The organism is Flavobacterium gillisiae (genome assembly GCF_900107635.1).
In the GTDB taxonomy this organism is placed as follows: Bacteria; Bacteroidota; Bacteroidia; order Flavobacteriales; family Flavobacteriaceae; genus Flavobacterium; species Flavobacterium gillisiae.
Map to the genome: position 1 here is coordinate 149,958 of NZ_FNRD01000008.1, position 17,086 is coordinate 167,043.

Annotated in this window: 15 protein-coding genes; 13 read left to right on the plus strand and 2 right to left on the minus strand. The window is 35.5% G+C overall.

All coding sequences use genetic code 11. The annotated features are described in order from the left end of the window. The first annotated feature begins 220 nt into the window (after positions 1–220). From BLV35_RS12325 to BLV35_RS12335, 3 genes are all read left to right on the plus strand, one after another. Positions 221–2,083, plus strand: a complete 1,863-nt coding sequence (locus BLV35_RS12325; protein WP_091090461.1) for an ABC-F family ATP-binding cassette domain-containing protein — start codon at positions 221–223, stop codon at positions 2,081–2,083. Positions 2,084–2,288: 205 nt separating this feature from the next. After that, the gene (locus BLV35_RS12330; RefSeq protein ID WP_091090464.1) at positions 2,289–2,675 is read left to right on the plus strand and encodes a hypothetical protein; all 387 of its coding nucleotides are present in this window, start codon (positions 2,289–2,291) and stop codon (positions 2,673–2,675) included. Between the two features lie 129 nt (positions 2,676–2,804). Further along, complete coding sequence (locus tag BLV35_RS12335; RefSeq protein ID WP_091090468.1) at positions 2,805–3,584, plus strand: O-methyltransferase; 780 nt, start codon at positions 2,805–2,807, stop codon at positions 3,582–3,584. A gap of 61 nt (positions 3,585–3,645) precedes the next feature. Here BLV35_RS12335 and BLV35_RS12340 read toward each other — a convergent pair whose 3' ends face one another. After that, positions 3,646–4,305 (minus strand): hypothetical protein, encoded by a 660-nt coding sequence (locus BLV35_RS12340; RefSeq protein WP_091090471.1) that lies wholly within the window; start codon positions 4,303–4,305, stop codon positions 3,646–3,648. Between the two features lie 423 nt (positions 4,306–4,728). Between BLV35_RS12340 and BLV35_RS12345 the strand changes: the two genes are divergently transcribed. The 8 genes from BLV35_RS12345 (at position 4,729) to BLV35_RS12380 (ending at position 13,760) form a co-directional block, all read left to right on the plus strand. Beyond that, positions 4,729–5,415 carry an ABC transporter ATP-binding protein gene (locus BLV35_RS12345; RefSeq protein ID WP_091090473.1) on the plus strand — a complete coding sequence of 229 codons (687 nt, stop codon included), beginning with the start codon at positions 4,729–4,731 and terminating at the stop codon, positions 5,413–5,415. Between the two features lie 144 nt (positions 5,416–5,559). Continuing rightward, positions 5,560–6,417, plus strand: coding sequence for an ATP-grasp domain-containing protein (locus BLV35_RS12350; RefSeq protein WP_091090476.1), 858 nt, complete (start codon positions 5,560–5,562; stop codon positions 6,415–6,417). A gap of 55 nt (positions 6,418–6,472) precedes the next feature. Next, positions 6,473–7,042, plus strand: a complete 570-nt coding sequence (locus tag BLV35_RS12355; RefSeq protein ID WP_091090479.1) for a cob(I)yrinic acid a,c-diamide adenosyltransferase — start codon at positions 6,473–6,475, stop codon at positions 7,040–7,042. Between the two features lie 198 nt (positions 7,043–7,240). After that, complete coding sequence (locus BLV35_RS12360) at positions 7,241–7,462, plus strand: DUF2795 domain-containing protein (RefSeq protein WP_007138072.1); 222 nt, start codon at positions 7,241–7,243, stop codon at positions 7,460–7,462. A gap of 84 nt (positions 7,463–7,546) precedes the next feature. Continuing rightward, on the plus strand, positions 7,547–10,891 hold the full coding sequence (secA, locus tag BLV35_RS12365; protein ID WP_091090484.1) for a preprotein translocase subunit SecA: 3,345 nt from the start codon (positions 7,547–7,549) through the stop codon (positions 10,889–10,891). Positions 10,892–11,694: 803 nt separating this feature from the next. After that, on the plus strand, positions 11,695–12,234 hold the full coding sequence (locus BLV35_RS12370) for an STM3941 family protein (protein ID WP_091090488.1): 540 nt from the start codon (positions 11,695–11,697) through the stop codon (positions 12,232–12,234). A 238-nt stretch (positions 12,235–12,472) separates the two neighbouring features. Further along, entirely contained in the window at positions 12,473–12,871 is a 399-nt protein-coding gene (locus tag BLV35_RS12375) for a hypothetical protein (RefSeq protein WP_176980615.1), read from the plus strand. A gap of 373 nt (positions 12,872–13,244) precedes the next feature. Continuing rightward, positions 13,245–13,760, plus strand: a complete 516-nt coding sequence (locus tag BLV35_RS12380) for a MepB family protein (protein WP_091090492.1) — start codon at positions 13,245–13,247, stop codon at positions 13,758–13,760. Here the strand turns inward: BLV35_RS12380 and BLV35_RS12385 are convergent. Next, on the minus strand, positions 13,755–14,426 hold the full coding sequence (locus BLV35_RS12385; RefSeq protein ID WP_091090496.1) for a TrmH family RNA methyltransferase: 672 nt from the start codon (positions 14,424–14,426) through the stop codon (positions 13,755–13,757). The two genes, BLV35_RS12380 and BLV35_RS12385, sit on opposite strands and share 6 nt — an antisense overlap. A gap of 389 nt (positions 14,427–14,815) precedes the next feature. On the opposite strand from BLV35_RS12385, the gene BLV35_RS12390 reads away from it, so the two are divergent. Together BLV35_RS12390 and purB are read left to right on the plus strand one after the other, a co-directional pair. Further along, positions 14,816–15,508, plus strand: coding sequence for an SIR2 family NAD-dependent protein deacylase (locus BLV35_RS12390; protein ID WP_091090710.1), 693 nt, complete (start codon positions 14,816–14,818; stop codon positions 15,506–15,508). 68 nt (positions 15,509–15,576) lie between these two features. Continuing rightward, the gene (gene purB, locus BLV35_RS12395) at positions 15,577–16,923 is read left to right on the plus strand and encodes an adenylosuccinate lyase (RefSeq protein ID WP_091090499.1); all 1,347 of its coding nucleotides are present in this window, start codon (positions 15,577–15,579) and stop codon (positions 16,921–16,923) included. The last annotated feature ends 163 nt before the right edge of the window (positions 16,924–17,086 follow it).

Genomic DNA, 17,086 nt, shown 5'->3' on the forward strand with positions numbered 1-17,086 from the left:
GAATGTTATACAACTGTCAACTATTCCCTACGAAGACTCATTTAACCAACTTAAAGTCGTTGAATTAGAGAAAGTTCTTCTTTCCAAATAATTTTAACCTAAAAATAATAAACTACCTTTGCACGGTGGTTTTTTTTTGGCACCTGATAATTAGCTATTTAAGTAGCCTTTATACAGTAAAAAAAAGCCCTAATCATAACAAATACATCTCGTTACACGCATGAATTACTTATCAGTTGAAAATATCTCGAAATCCTACGGTGAGAGAACGCTTTTTGAAAATATCTCTTTTGGAATTAGCAAAGACCAAAAAATTGCCTTTATAGCCAAGAATGGCTCGGGAAAAACTACTATAATGAGTATCATTAATGGTTTGGACGAATCAGATACTGGACAGGTAGTTTTGAGAAAAGGAATCAAAATGGCTTTCTTGTCGCAAAACAATAATCTACAGGACGAACTTACCATTGAGGAAAGTATTTTTGCCTCGGATAATGAAACGTTGAAAGTAATTGAAGCCTACGAAAAAGCATTGGAAAACCCAGAAGACGAAGAAGCCTACCAAAAAGCTTTTGACGGAATGGACCAACACAATGCATGGGATTTTGAAACCCAATACAAGCAAATTTTGTTCAAACTGAAGTTGGAAGACTTCAAACTGAAAGTAAAAAACCTTTCAGGTGGACAACAAAAACGTTTGTCTCTAGCTATAATTCTGATCAACCGTCCTGACCTATTGATTCTGGATGAACCTACGAATCACTTGGATTTAGAGATGATCGAATGGTTAGAAGCTTATTTTGCCAAAGAAAACATTACCTTATTCATGGTGACGCACGACCGTTTCTTTTTAGAGCGTGTTTGTAACGAAATCATCGAACTAGACAATGGAAAATTATATTCCTACAAAGGAAACTACTCTTACTACTTAGAGAAAAAAGAAGAACGCATTGCCTCTGAAAATTCAAGTGTGGACAAGGCTCAAAACCTTTTCGTGAAAGAATTAGAATGGATGCGACGTCAGCCAAAAGCGAGAACGACTAAATCGAAATCGCGTCAGGATGATTTCTACGACATTAAAGAAAAAGCACAAAGTCGCCGTAAGGAGAACAAGGTGGAACTGGAAATCAACATGGAACGTATGGGAAGTAAGATTATCGAGCTTCACAAAATCTCCAAGAAATTCAAGGATCATGTGATCATGGATAATTTCAGTTACGACTTTCAACCGGGAGAACGTATTGGAATCATTGGAAAAAATGGGACAGGAAAATCAACCTTTTTGAACTTATTGACTGGATCACTTCCGCTTGATGGTGGAAAAGTGGTGATTGGTGAAACAATAAAAGTTGGCTATTATACTCAAAGCGGAATCAACCCAAAACCGGGACAACGTGTAATTGATGTGATCAAGGAATACGGAGAATTTATTCCGTTGATGAAAGGAAGAATGATTTCGGCATCGCAATTGCTAGAGCGTTTTCTTTTTGATGCCAAAAAACAATATGATTTTGTAGATCGATTGAGCGGTGGGGAATTGAAACGTTTGTACTTATGTACGGTTTTGATTCAAAACCCTAACTTCTTGATTCTGGATGAGCCAACAAACGATTTGGATATTGTAACCTTAAATGTACTCGAAAGCTTCTTGCTTGATTATCCTGGTTGTTTACTAGTGGTTTCTCACGATAGATATTTCATGGATAAAATTGTAGATCACTTATTTATCTTTAGAGGCGATGGTGTGGTCGAAGATTTCCCCGGAAACTATTCTGATTTCAGAGCCTACGAAGACAGTACAGATGTGGCTCAAAAAGAGGAAAACAAAGCGGAGAAGAAAGACTGGAAGCAAAACAACCCAACAGGAAATTTGACTTTCAACGAGCAAAAAGAATATCAGAAAATAGAAAAAGAAATCAAGGATTTAGAAGTTCAAAAAATTGCAATCGAGCAATTATTCACGGACGGGAAAGTACCGGATGCCGATATTTCAAAAAAAGCAAAAGAACTCGAAAACATCAATAATAAAATTGAAGATCGAGAAGAACGCTGGTTTGAACTGAGCGCGAAGATTGAGGGATAAAATCCCCCTAGCCCCCGAAGCGGAAATAAAAAGACATTCTTTATAAAATTAAACCCTCAACATTTTGCAGTAATGCTAGAAATGTTGGGGGTTTGTTTATTTAATAGAAAACACAAATTTCCAGACAACTTAAGAGCTTATTTTATCCCTTTTGGAAAACCAAATAAAACAAAGTACATTGTAACCCAATTAAGCAAAAACGATTATGGTACTACTTGCAAAATGGATCGTAATCCTGTTTGGATGTTTTTTAATTAGCGCTGGTTTCCTTATGCTTTTTTATCCATCAAAAGCAAGAGCAATTATAGGTAAAGCAGGCAGTACAAACTTCATCAATTATGCCGAAATTACAATTCGGATGATTCCGGCTGCAGCATTAGTGATATATGCCGATTTTTCAAAATATCCGGAAGTGTTTTCAGTACTAGGTTGGTTTATAATAGCTACCTCACTTGTCCTTTACGTTATCCCAAGAAAAATACATCATGCCTATGCAGTGTATTGTGCTGCGCTTTTAAAGCCAAACCTGATTCGGCTGACTTCGCCCTTTTCAATACTCTTTGGTTCGTTTATTATTTTCTGCGTTGTTTAAATTTAGGTATCCAAAATCGGTAATGTTCGATACAGTGAAGCAATTTTTTTAAGCAGCGAAATTCTTCTATATTTACACTCTCATACTCGCTTAAAAAATCTTTTTTTTAGGCTGACAGCCAATTAAAGCATGCTATTCCAAATCAAATCCTACCTTAAATTCCTTTGGCACTCTAAGAATGAGCACGCCGTACACTCCCCTTTTGTATTCACTTTGATTACAAAATGTTTTTACGACCGCAAGCCAAAACCGGAATACCAGGTCTTAAAGGAATATCAAAAGTCACTTTTAGAAAATAAAAATACAATTGAGGTCACTGATTTTGGCGCTGGTTCTAAAGTCTTCAAATCCAACAAAAGAGAAATCGCGAAGATTGCCAAAACGGCCGGAATCACACAGAAACGAGGGGGATTATTGTTTCGAGTTACATCTTATTTTCAGCCTGATGCAATTTTAGAAATAGGAACATCACTAGGATTGGCAACAGTTTCCTTATCCGTTGGAAACCCAAAAGCACAAATAACGACACTTGAAGGCTGTCCAGAAACATCAAAAATTGCCCAAGAGCAATTAGAGAAATTTGGCTTACCCAATGTTGAGTTTGTAGTGACTGAGTTCAGTAGTTATTTAGAAAAAGTGAATACTTCAACGGAGCACTTTTCCTTAATCTATTTCGACGGCAACCATCAGAAGCAGGCCACATTAGACTACTTTGATCTATTATTACCTACAATAACTAATGATACCGTTTGGATTTTTGATGATATACATTGGTCTCCAGGAATGGAGGAAGCTTGGGAAACGATAAAAAAGCATCCAAAAGTTACGGTAACCATTGATACCTTTCAGTGGGGATTCGTTTTCTTTAGATATGAACAACCAAAGGAGCATTTTACCATAAGAGTTTAATCCATAAAAAAAAGACAGCCATCCCTGACCGTCTTTCTTTTCAATATGAATTAGTAAAGCCTTATTGTTTAGCTTCTTTCATTTCTTCAGATTTAGCACCTATTCTGTTAACTTTTAACATTGGACCAAATTTGAATTTTAAACCTGCAATTTCTCTGTTATCAGAAGAAGAAAGACCTTCTTTTTCAACAGTATTTTTTCTGCTATCTAGTGCTTCATACATCAATTTAACTTCATCCCAGTCTTCACGAGAATAGTTGTCTTTATTATCTTCAGCAGTATGAATAAATTGTCTGTATACACTAAGGATGTTATCCTTATTTACCCAACCAAAATTCATATCATCACCAATTTTTCCTTCACCAAACAATGCATTTCTCATTTGTTGTTTAGAATTTGGAGCTGAAGCTTCCATCTCTGCTTGCATTCTAGCTTGCAATGCAGCATATTTTGCTCTACTTGCTTCGATTTTTGCTTTTGCTTCTTCGCTTTCTTTTAAATCCGAAAGTGCTGTTTCAGCTTGGCTGCTTCTTACTTCATAAGTAGCTTCAATTGCAGACCAATTTGCTTTAGCATCTTCTGGAGCTACATTTTCTAATGAGTCAACATAAACAACATAAGATTCAACTGTTTTGTTTGCTGCTTCTGTTTTTTCGTCTTTACAAGATGTAAATCCTAAGGCTATAACTGCCATTCCTAATACTAAATTTGTACTTTTCATAATGTTTGATTTTATATTTATTAAATATTACAAAACGAATGTACAGCAGATTGTATTGCATTCAATATAAACATGTTAATTATATAAACAATTCCCAAAATTGTGAAATAAATTGGAATTGATACCAGATCAAGAGCAACGAAGCAGCATAACATTCACCTATTTCCTAACTATTCGTCCATAAAACGGCTACTATTACCAAGAGTCGTCAAAGCACTAGTCATAATAGTTTAGTGTCTCACAACAGCGGGCCAACTAATGCCTTAATTCACTCTAAATATAGAAAGGCACTACTTAAAAGATAAAAAACGCTATCCTCTATTTTTTTGTAACAAAAATGTATTTTAAGCAACTTACTTATAATTCAAAAGTGTTTTGTACTTTTAAAATTCAAAAACCATAATTCATCAATTGCAAATAACAATGTCAAATCCATTAATAAAAATAACCAATATCAAAAGAGATTTTGTCCTTGGTAACGAGATTATTTATGTACTGAAAGGTATTGATTTAGAAATTAATAAAGGCGAATATGTAGCGCTGATGGGACCTTCTGGTTCTGGAAAGTCTACCTTGATGAATCTTTTAGGTTGTTTGGACACGCCTACATCTGGAACATATATTCTTAATGGACAAGATGTAAGCAAGCAAAAAGATGATGAGTTAGCCGAAATCAGAAATAAAGAGATTGGTTTTGTTTTTCAAACTTTCAACCTGCTACCCCGCACAACGGCATTGGCCAATGTGGCTTTGCCTATGATTTATGCTGGATATTCTAAATCAGAACGAACCGCTCGCGCTTCCGAAGTATTAGAGCAAGTCAATCTTGGCGACAGAATGGATCACCAACCCAATCAATTATCGGGTGGGCAGCGCCAGCGTGTGGCCATTGCCAGAGCCTTAGTCAATAAACCGTCTATCATTCTTGCTGATGAACCTACAGGGAACTTAGACAGTAAAACCTCCGAAGAGATTATGAAACTTTTTAATGACATTCATGCCGAGGGTAATACCGTTATCTTAGTAACTCACGAAGAGGAAGTTGCCGCTTACGCCCATAGAATAATCCGTTTGCGCGATGGTATGATTGAAAGTGACACTACAAAATAGTTTTATTAGGAGCTTTTTCCGGCTATCCGCTACAATCTTTTTTATCCTGAACTGAGTTCAAGATAAAAAAGGATTTTCACTTCTATCCGGGCTAGGGGAATCGTTTCCAAAATAGAATCCAATAACCCATTACACTAATCGAAAATGAAGATAGCCTTACTAACCTGCGAAAAACTACCTGAATTAACACCACAAGACCAACTTTTAATTCCAGAACTCGCCAAGCACAACATTACTGCAACTGCTGAAATTTGGGATGATGCAAGTATAAACTGGACTGATTTTGATTATTTGGTTTTTCGAAATACCTGGGATTATTTCGAAAAAGAAACCGAATTCAACCTTTGGCTTGACCAAATAGAGAAATCAGGAATTAAAACACTTAATCCTATTGCCATCATAAAACAGAATAAACACAAATTTTATTTGCGTGAAATGGAGCAGCAAGGAATAAAAATTCTCCCTACCGTATTTATAAATAAAACCACTGACTTAAATCTACCAGCACTTATACCGTCCCATTGGAAAAAAGCGGTTATAAAACCCGCCTTTTCTGCCGGATCATATCTAACAGAAGTCTTTGAAACAGCCGAAGCTGAAAAAATAAATACCCAATATAAAAGCATCGCTTCCGAAAAGGAATTGCTAATACAGCAGTTTATGCCTGAAATTCAAACTGTAGGCGAAACTTCCTTTATATTCTTTAATAAAAAATTCTCCCACGCAGTCAATAAAAAACCCGTCCCAGGGGATTTTAGGATTCAAGTACAGTTTGGAGGAACATACAGACTAACACATCCTGATGTCGAACTGATAGCCAAAACACAAAAAATTGTAGATACCTATCCCGGAAAATTATTATACGCCAGAGTAGACGGAATTGTAATTGACAATGAGTTGCATCTCATGGAAGTGGAATGCATTGAACCTGATTTGTATTTTAACCTCAGTGCAGGTTCCTTAGAACGATTTGTTAGCGCCATAGTAGAATTAATAAAGTAAATTTGGTGTTCCTAGAAAAAACAAGCAAATCCACGAATAAACAAATAAACAGCATATGAAAGTATATACTAAAACAGGTGATAAAGGAACCACTGCCCTATTTGGCGGAACAAGAGTACCTAAAGACCACATACGCATTGAAAGTTACGGAACGGTAGACGAATTAAATTCACATATCGGGTTAATACGGGATCAAGATATGGATGCACACTACAAAAAGATTCTAATCGAAATTCAAGATCGCTTATTTACTGTAGGTGCAATTCTAGCTACTCCTCCGGAAAAAGAAGTGATGAAAAATGGCGAGTTACGTCTTAAAAATCTTGGAATTACTGAAACTGATATCGAGTTATTAGAAAATGAAATAGATACTATGGAAGAAGCACTTCCACAAATGACTCATTTTGTCTTACCTGGTGGACATACTACTGTGTCATATTGTCATATTGCAAGATGCGTCTGCCGCCGCGCAGAGCGCCTTGCCGTGCATTTAAGCCATAATGAGCCAGTCGCTGAAATTGCAATTAAGTACCTAAACCGACTTTCTGACTACCTTTTTGTATTGGCACGAAAGTTGTCTCATGACTTGAAAGCTGAGGAAGTTAAATGGATTCCCAGAAAATAGTAATCCGTAAAAAAGTATTCAGAACGCAGTTAAAAAAAATCTGAGAATACGATACGTTTACAGCATAAGCTGAACACTAAAAACGGACTACTGAACACTAAAACAAAAACGTTCTTAACTTTTTATAAAAATAAATAGAATTTTACTTGTCTTTTTCGGTAAAATTTTTATTTTTGCACAAAACTAAACCGACAAAAAATGTATTGGACATTAGAATTAGCATCTTATTTAAGTGATGCACCGTGGCCTGCTAACAAAGACGAACTTATTGATTACGCTATACGTGCAGGAGCTCCGTTAGAAGTGGTAGAAAACCTACAGTCTATTGAAGACGAAGGTGAGATATATGAGTCGATGGAAGAAATTTGGCCGGATTACCCTACAGACGAAGATTATCTTTGGAATGAGGATGAATATTAAAAAATAATCAAAGAAAAAGTCTCAAAAGAGGCTTTTTTTTTGGTTAAATTTACACTTTAAATAAATTAGAAATACAAACATATTATGAGTTTCATAAATAGCATTATTAAAGCCTTTGTTGGAGATAAGTCCGAGAAAGATGTTAAAGCTTTGCAACCTTATCTTGACAAAATCAAGTCTTTTGAAATTAGTCTTATCGCCCTTTCACATGACGAGTTAAGAGAGCGTACTTACTTTTTTAAGGAAAAAATAAAAGTAAACCGTGCCGGAATCGATGCTAAAATCGCAGCACTTAAAGCTGATGTTGAAGCGGTTGAAGATATTGATAAAAGAGAAGACATCTATCTTGAAATCGATGCTTTAGAAAAAGAAGCTTACGAATTATCTGAAAAAACCTTAATGGAAATTCTTCCTGAAGCCTTTGCAGTAGTAAAGGAAACAGCAAGACGTTTCAAGGACAACTCAGAAATTACTGTAACAGCAACTGCTATGGACAGAGAGTTTTCTGGAAATAAAGCTTACGTTAGTCTTGAAGGTGACAAAGCAATCTGGCAGAACAAATGGAATGCTGCCGGAAAAGAAATTACTTGGGACATGATTCATTATGATGTTCAATTAATTGGAGGAATGGTTCTTCACGAAGGAAAAGTAGCAGAGATGCAAACGGGTGAAGGAAAAACATTAGTAGCAACCTTGCCAATATACTTGAATGCATTAACTGGTAACGGAGTGCATTTAGTAACGGTGAATGATTACTTGGCTAAACGTGATAGCACGTGGAAAGCGCCTTTATTTGAATTTCACGGTATGACTGTGGATTGTATTGACAACCACCAGCCAAGTTCTGAAGGAAGAAAAAAAGCGTATAATTCTGATATCACCTACGGTACAAATAACGAATTTGGTTTTGATTATCTTAGAGATAACATGACACATTCGCCTGATGATTTAGTACAAAGAAAACACAATTATGCGATTGTCGATGAGGTCGATTCTGTATTGATTGATGACGCTAGAACTCCGCTTATTATATCTGGTCCAGTACCACAAGGAGATCGTCACGAATTCAATGAATTGAAACCAAAAATTGAAAACTTAGTAAGTTTACAACGTCAATTAGCGAATGGTTTTTTATCGGAAGCTAAAAAATTACTTAAAGAAGGAAACACTAAAGAAGGTGGTTTCTTGCTTTTAAGAGCTTACAGAAGTTTACCTAAAAACAAAGCGTTAATTAAGTTTTTAAGTGAAGAAGGAATAAGACAATTGCTTCAAAAAACGGAGAACTCTTACATGCAAGACAACAATCGCGAAATGCATAAGATTGATGAAGCCTTGTATTTTGTAATTGAAGAAAAAAACAACCAGGTTGAATTAACTGATAACGGAATTAAATTCCTTTCAGGAGATACTGATTCTGACTTTTTCGTTCTTCCAGATATCGGAACTGAAATTGCCGCTATCGAAAAGAAAAAATTAGACAAAGATGCTGAAGCAGAGGAAAAAGAAAGATTATTTCAAGATTTCGGAATAAAAAGTGAACGTATTCACACTTTGACTCAACTTTTGAAAGCATACAGCCTTTTTGAAAAAGATGTAGAGTATGTAATCATGGACAATAAAATCATGATTGTTGATGAGCAAACAGGTCGTATCATGGATGGTCGTCGTTATTCTGACGGATTACACCAGGCGATTGAAGCGAAGGAAAATGTAAAAATCGAAGCTGCAACTCAAACTTTTGCTACGGTTACTTTACAGAATTACTTTAGAATGTACAACAAACTTGCCGGTATGACTGGTACTGCTGTTACTGAAGCAGGTGAGTTATGGACAATATATAAATTGGATGTAGTAGAAATTCCTACTAACAGACCAATGGCAAGACAAGACAAAGAGGATTTTATTTATAAAACGACTCGTGAAAAATTCAATGCGGTTATTGAAGATGTAACACAATTATCAAATGCAGGAAGACCAGTTCTTATTGGTACTACTTCTGTTGAGATTTCTGAATTATTAAGCCGTATGCTTAAAATGCGAGGGGTTACGCACAATGTCTTGAATGCAAAAATGCACAAACAAGAAGCGCAAATCGTAGAAGAAGCAGGAAAAGCCGGAGTGGTTACTATTGCAACTAATATGGCTGGTCGTGGAACCGATATTAAATTATCTGCCGAAGTAAAAGCAGCTGGCGGACTTGCAATTGTAGGTACAGAACGTCACGATTCACGTCGTGTTGACAGACAGTTAAGAGGTCGTGCTGGTCGTCAAGGAGATCCAGGAAGTTCACAATTTTATGTGTCTCTTGAAGATAACTTGATGCGTTTGTTTGGTTCTGAAAAAGTAGCCAAAGTAATGGACAGAATGGGACTTGAAGAAGGTGAAGTAATTCAGCATTCTATGATGACCAAATCTATCGAGCGCGCACAGAAAAAAGTAGAAGAAAACAACTTTGGTGTTCGTAAACGTCTATTGGAATACGATGATGTTATGAATGCACAACGTGAAGTAGTTTACAAACGTCGTCGTCATGCTTTATTTGGAGAACGTTTGAAACTCGATATCGCTAACATGTTATATGATACTTGTGAGTTAATTATCCAAAACGCAAAAGCAACGAATAACTTCAAAAACTTTGAATTTGACGTGATTCGTTACTTCTCAATCACTTCTCCAGTTAGTGAAAGTGATTTCATGAAAATGACTGACATCGAATTGACAGGGAAAGTATATAAAGAAGCTTTAAAATACTATCAAGAGAAAACAGAGCGTAGCGCAAGAGAAGCGTTTCCTATTATTAAGAATGTATACGAAGATAAAAACAACCAGTTTGAACGTATCGTAGTACCATTTACTGATGGTGTGAAATCATTGAGCGTGGTTACTGATTTGAAAAAAGCATACGAGACGGAAGGAAAACAACTTATTGCTGATTTCGAGAAAAACATCACTTTATCTATCGTTGATGAAGCTTGGAAAAAGCATTTACGTAAAATGGATGAGTTGAAACAATCCGTTCAACTTGCCGTTCACGAACAAAAAGATCCTTTGCTTATCTATAAATTTGAAGCATTTAACCTTTTCAACGCTATGTTGAACGGTGTAAATAAAGAGGTAATCTCCTTCTTATTCAAAGGGGATTTACCACAACAAAGTGCTCCTGAAATTCAAGAAGCTAGAGAAGAAGTTCGTCCAAAAGAAAAACTACAATTAAGCAAAGATGAGATTCCAAATAGCGAAAGTGCCAATCGTGAAGCCGGTGAAACGCAACAACGACAAGTTACTGAAACTATAGTGAGAGATATGCCTAAAATTAATCGTAACGATAACGTTACTATCCAAAATGTGGCTAACGGTCAAACACAAGAAATGAAATACAAAAAAGCCGAAAGCTTAATCGCTAGTGGCCAATGGGTTGTTATAAAATAACAACTCCTTTTCTGTTACCGTTTTTAGGCCTTGAAAAAGAGCCGTAAATAATACAATCCCCAATTACGAAATGTAGTTGGGGATTTTTTTGTTGTTTTTTTTAAGGAGCTATTCCTGCCCTACGCTGCAAGCTATTTGGTGTCAAGACCTTTTTCTAGGCGCTTGCAGGAGCTTCCTTTGGTCGCTCTGCCACCACCAGAAAAAAGTGACTTTCCACCGGCATAGGCTTTCTGCTGCTGTCAGGGCTATTCGTTTTGTAGAATAATGGAAGTGATTGTTATACTATTTGACTTTTGAAAATACTGCAATAAAATACAACCACAAACTTGTCATTCCGACGCAGGAGGAATCTCCTCAAACTACTCAGGTGACCGAGGTACCACCTTCATCGGAATGACAAACTAATTGCTAGATGTAGCGTTTGAAAAATTTTACATTAATCCCTAAGTTTAAATTGTATTACTTCCAGTAATAATGGCACATAAAAGACTATCTGCTAATATTGTACAACCCCATAATACAAGCATTCTATTTTTAACCACACTATACCGAATAGTTTGTCACGCTGAAAGCGTCTCAAGATAGCTGAGTAACTTTGCTGAGATGCTTCAAGCGTGACAAATACTGCCAATGATTGTTAACTAAACAACATTGGACTGTAGAATAAATATAATTGCTATTAATTATTAGATAGTATTTAGCTGAGATTATTTTATATATTTGAAAGAACTATAGTTTTAATGTCCTTGCATATATAAACGAGTTAGCTGTCAGCTTAGAAAAAAACGCAATCAAAAATAGAAATGACCAAAATTGAAATCCCTCTTAGTAAGAAAAAAATGTTCTTAGCTTTATTGGGCTCACTAATTTTTGCGCTTTTGGGAATGGCATTTATCCTCAATCCTGAAAAATTTGTTTCCTATATTTTCAGAAATGCCGAATTAATTAGAATATCTGGTATTGCAGCGATTATATTTTCAACTTTATGTATTCTTTATATTTCAATCAAATTATTTGACAAAAAGCCAGGATTAACAATAGACCAGAAAGGTATAACTGACAATTCAAATTACAACAAAGTTGGACTAATAGAATGGAACGAAATAATTGGAATAAGAACAGAACAAGTAATGTCAACAAAGTTTTTACTGATTGATGTCCGAAATCCCGAAAAGTTCATTAAAAACGCCTCTACAATAAAAGCTTTGTTAATGAAAGCTAATATGAAAATGTACAACACTCCACTATCAGTAAGCTCAACAGCTTTGAAATACAGCTTTGAGAATCTTGAGAATCTAATTGAAACAGAATTTGAAAAGTATAAAGAAAAGCCGAACAGCTAACACCGATTTTGAACAAGCAGGGCAATAGTGCAAGCGAGGTTAATTTTCATATCTTCGTTTCGACGAAAAAAATATGCTATCAACTCCCCGCCCGCTAAAAGCCTCGGGGCATCGTACAAAAGCTGAAAAAATTATGCTAGAAAGTGTACTATTTATAATTCTGACTTTTGTGGGAGGACTATTTTTTATAATTTCTCTAATTTTTTTGATTTTTGGAGCAATTCATAAATCATCGAAATTGAAAAAAATTGCATTCGTAATTGGAGTTGTTCCAATAATCTGTTTTGGTATGATTGCATTTTGGTATGTAATTGCAATTCCATCATTTAATAATAGTCAAATGGAGACTTTTTCAGGAACATATGAAAGTTACAAATCTGAAAATGAATTATTAACTAATAACAAATTGATTCTACTTGAGGATGGAACATATAAATTTGAAGGGATGAAAGGTTTTAGTCTTGAAAAAAATGGAACTTGGAAAACTGGCGGAATTGATGGTCAGTTCGAGTTTTACGACAATAACAAAAGACTTATTGAGTTCGCTTCACCTTTTGGAGGAGATGGAAATGAAAAAATTATTTTCAATCTTTATGATTCGAACAAAGTGACATTTATGAAAATAAAGCATCAATAAAAGTCTGCTACAATATCATATAAAATTAATTGCTTCTGCTCGCCTACTTACGAAAATCCTCGCGTATTTTTCAGTTAGTGCCCCTGGTGCTCGTTTGCGACGAGTACCTACTTTGATTAGAAAACAAATCGTAGCGTTTTTAACGCGGTATTTTAAATCCACACCTTTTGAAATACTGGATGAGATTGCTTCGTTCCTCGCAATGACTTTCGTTTAACGGAGATTAGCTGTAACAATCCAATTAACGCCAAACAAGTAGCCAATGGAAATACGGAATCTATGAAATATAAAAAAAGTAAAAAATCTATTGACTTCAATCTACAACGTAGCTGGGTATTTTTTTATATTTGAAAATTCTTAAAATCAAAAGTCTTTGAAAACTGCTACTGCCATCTACAACGACCTGTTTATCACAAAGGAACTTATATATGACCCGTGTGGTTTTAATTTTTCTTCATTAGAAAAAGAAGTCGAAAGTACTGAGTATGGAGCTGCCATATTTGAGTTAAATGGTCTATCCATTACATACCGAAATGCAAAAACAACTCCAACTAAAACAGGCCAATTTGTTACGCTATGGAAAAGAATTGAAAAAGGGCCGATTCAACCTTTTGACTTCACAGATCCAATTGATCTCGTTATTATTAACACGAGAAAAGGCGAGCGTTTGGGTCAATTTGTATTGCCAAAATCGGTATTGTGTGAACGAGGCGTAATAACGACAAGCAAAAAAGAAGGCAAGCGAGCCATTCGGGTATATCCACCTTGGGATCAAGCAAACAATACACAAGCACAGAAAACCCAAAAATGGCAATTGGATTATTTCTTAGAAATCCCATCTGACAAACCAATCAATGTAGACCGTGTAAAAATGCTTTACGGCCTATAAAACCGTTTTGTTATTTTCTAAAAAATACCTCTCCTCTATTCGTTTAATATCTTTAATGGAGTTCTTGGCCCAAGCCAATCTTTTTACTAGAATTTCTTCTTCAGACAAATGCCAATCAATATCTGATTTTCGTAGCCGGTTTGTCAAATCTTGAATAATAATCGCAGCTGACACAGAAATATTCAAACTCTCCGTAAAACCTACCATCGGGATTTTAAGAAAACCATCGGCACGCTGCAAAATTTCTTCCGATAATCCATCACGCTCCGTCCCAAAAAACAAGGCACTCGGTTTCGAAATATCAAAATCTTCTAATAAGCAATCATTATCATGTGGCGTGGTCGCAATGATTTGGTATCCTTTATTCTTTACTGTATCCAAACAATCTGTAATACTGTCGAAAGTATTAATATCAACCCATTTCTGAGCACCCATCGCAATTTCCTTATCGATACTTTTACCGTAACGCTGTTCGATTACATTTAATTCTTGAATTCCAAAAACCTCACAGCTACGCATTACCGCACTCGTATTATGCATCTGAAAAATATCTTCTACTGCAATGGTAAAATGATTGGTTCTATTTTCTAGTACTTTCAAGAATTTCTCTTTGCGGTTATCCGTTAGTATGTTCTCCAGAAAATGTAAGTAATCGATATCAATCATAATTCCATTTGTTTTGCGGCAAAAATACTAACTTTAAAATTTAAGTTTCAAGCGAGGCATATTTTTTTTTGAAAACATATGAGAAATAGAAGAACATATAAGTGTTGTTGCGCAAACCAACTCGGCAAAGTCATTGCGAAGAATGAAGCAATCACGTTTACTGCAACAGCTCTCGCTTTTCCTTCATTTGATTCACTTTGAATGAGTGTTTTCAACTAAAATCGACAAATGCTGTACCTAGTAATATCCGTAATGATAATTACTTTATTTTTACAAAAAAGCCATTTGACTTAGTTTGTCTCGCAGAAAACGTCTTTACATAATGTGAGCAACTTTGCTGAGACGCTTTCAGCGTGACAAACTGTATGGATAAATATCGAAATGAAAAAATGAAAAAGAAATTAGTAGTCTTGACTGGAGCCGGAATTAGTGCTGAAAGCGGAATTAAAACTTTCAGAGACAGCGATGGACTTTGGGAAGGACATAATGTTCAAGATGTCGCCACTCCCGAAGGATGGAACAAAAATCCAGCTTTAGTCCTTGATTTTTACAATCAAAGGCGAAAACAACTCAAAGAAGTGCAACCCAATTTAGGACATCAGATTTTAGCTGAATTAGAAGCTCATTTTGACGTTTTTGTAATTACGCAAAATGTAGATGATTTACACGAACGCGCAGGAAGTAAAAACGTATTGCACTTGCATGGCGAATTGTTAAAAGTGCGAAGTACTGCAAATCCAAATTACATTTTAGATTGGACAGAAGATTTGAATTTTGGTGATTTCGATAATAATCAAAATCAATTACGTCCACATATTGTTTGGTTTGGCGAGGAAGTTCCCGCTCTTGAAGAAGCAATCAATATTACAGAAACTGCGGATTATTTTGCCGTTATTGGTACTTCATTACAAGTCTATCCAGCAGCGGGACTAATCGATTTTACAAATTCTAAAACTCCTGTTTTTTACATTGATCCAAAGCCTGTTAAAATTCCGAATTTGAGAAATTCACTCCAAGTTATTCCCGAAGTTGCTTCTGAAGGAATGAAACTTCTACAAAAGGCACTTATTGCCCTTATTTAAAAAAACAATCCTTTTCGAAATTGCCTTTAAAGGTTTATATTTGTGCCTTTCGAACAAACAACAAAACAATGACTACTTTAAACGAATTGAATGCTATTTCTCCAATTGACGGAAGATATAGAAACAAGACTCTTTCTTTGGCTCCTTTTTTCTCGGAAGAAGCATTAATCAAATACCGCGTATTAGTTGAAATTGAATATTTCATTGCTTTGTGCGAAGTGCCTTTGCCACAACTTTCAGGTGTAAATCCTGAGCTTTTTGATACTTTAAGAAATATCTATAAAAACTTTTCTACTGAAGATGCACTTTGGATCAAAGAAACGGAGAAAGTAACTAACCACGATGTAAAAGCGGTAGAGTACTTTATCAAAGACGCTTTTGAAAAATTAGGTTTATCTCAATACAAGGAGTTCATCCATTTTGGATTGACTTCTCAAGACATTAACAATACAGCAATTCCTCTTTCAACAAAAGATGCATTCGAAAAAGTATACATGCCTTCGCTAATTACTTTAACTTCTAAATTGAAAGATTTAAGTGTCGAATGGAAGGACATACCAATGCTAGCACGTACACACGGACAACCGGCCTCTCCTACTCGTTTGGGTAAAGAAATTGGTGTTTTTGTAGAACGTTTAGAAGAGCAAATGCGTTTGTTGTTTAATATCCCTTTCGCTGCTAAATTTGGTGGAGCAACTGGAAATTACAATGCACATCATGTGGCTTACCCACAAATTGACTGGAGAAAATTTGGTGGTAAGTTTGTTGAGGATATTTTAGGTTTACACCACTCTTTCCCAACAACACAAATCGAGCATTACGATCATTTTGCAGCCTTTTTTGACGCGTTGAAAAGAATCAATACCATTATCATCGATTTAGACAGAGATATCTGGACGTATGTTTCTATGGAATATTTCAAACAAAAAATCAAAGCAGGAGAAATAGGATCATCAGCGATGCCACACAAGGTAAACCCGATTGACTTTGAAAACTCTGAAGGGAATTTAGGAATAGCAAACGCTATTTTTGAACACCTTTCGGCAAAATTACCATTATCAAGATTACAACGTGATTTGACGGACAGTACGGTATTGAGAAATGTAGGTGTACCAATAGGTCATACCATCATTGCATTTGAAGCTACGTTGAAAGGTTTGAATAAATTATTATTGAACGAACCAAAATTTCACGAAGATTTAGAAAAAAACTGGGCTGTAGTTGCTGAGGCAATTCAAACTATTTTACGTCGTGAAGCCTACCCTAATCCGTATGAAGCACTAAAAGGATTGACGAGAACAAATGAAGCGATTGATAAAAAAGCGATTCATGGTTTTATTGCTACGTTAGATGTAACTGAAGAAGTAAGAGCTGAATTAATGCAAATCACACCAAGTAATTTCGTAGGAATCTAATAGCAATACAAGAGAATAGAAAATTGTTTCTTTATATTTTTTTGAATTTCATAAAAATAAATCGGGCAGCTACTATTTTAAATAGAATAACTCCAAAAAAAGCTATCTTTAAACGATAGCTTTTTTTTTGCTAATCCTCTGATTGAAATGGATTGACAAGAGG

What these genes read in the sequence shown, in the direction of transcription:
- BLV35_RS12325 (WP_091090461.1), top strand. Translation starts at nt 221, where the DNA reads ATGAATTACTTATCAGTTGAAAATATCTCGAAATCCTACGGTGAGAGA.
- BLV35_RS12330 (WP_091090464.1), top strand. Translation starts at nt 2,289, where the DNA reads ATGGTACTACTTGCAAAATGGATCGTAATCCTGTTTGGATGTTTTTTA.
- BLV35_RS12335 (WP_091090468.1), top strand. Translation starts at nt 2,805, where the DNA reads ATGCTATTCCAAATCAAATCCTACCTTAAATTCCTTTGGCACTCTAAG.
- BLV35_RS12340 (WP_091090471.1), bottom strand. Translation starts at nt 4,305, where the DNA reads ATGAAAAGTACAAATTTAGTATTAGGAATGGCAGTTATAGCCTTAGGA.
- BLV35_RS12345 (WP_091090473.1), top strand. Translation starts at nt 4,729, where the DNA reads ATGTCAAATCCATTAATAAAAATAACCAATATCAAAAGAGATTTTGTC.
- BLV35_RS12350 (WP_091090476.1), top strand. Translation starts at nt 5,560, where the DNA reads ATGAAGATAGCCTTACTAACCTGCGAAAAACTACCTGAATTAACACCA.
- BLV35_RS12355 (WP_091090479.1), top strand. Translation starts at nt 6,473, where the DNA reads ATGAAAGTATATACTAAAACAGGTGATAAAGGAACCACTGCCCTATTT.
- BLV35_RS12360 (WP_007138072.1), top strand. Translation starts at nt 7,241, where the DNA reads ATGTATTGGACATTAGAATTAGCATCTTATTTAAGTGATGCACCGTGG.
- secA (WP_091090484.1), top strand. Translation starts at nt 7,547, where the DNA reads ATGAGTTTCATAAATAGCATTATTAAAGCCTTTGTTGGAGATAAGTCC.
- BLV35_RS12370 (WP_091090488.1), top strand. Translation starts at nt 11,695, where the DNA reads ATGACCAAAATTGAAATCCCTCTTAGTAAGAAAAAAATGTTCTTAGCT.
- BLV35_RS12385 (WP_091090496.1), bottom strand. Translation starts at nt 14,426, where the DNA reads ATGATTGATATCGATTACTTACATTTTCTGGAGAACATACTAACGGAT.
- BLV35_RS12390 (WP_091090710.1), top strand. Translation starts at nt 14,816, where the DNA reads ATGAAAAAGAAATTAGTAGTCTTGACTGGAGCCGGAATTAGTGCTGAA.
- purB (WP_091090499.1), top strand. Translation starts at nt 15,577, where the DNA reads ATGACTACTTTAAACGAATTGAATGCTATTTCTCCAATTGACGGAAGA.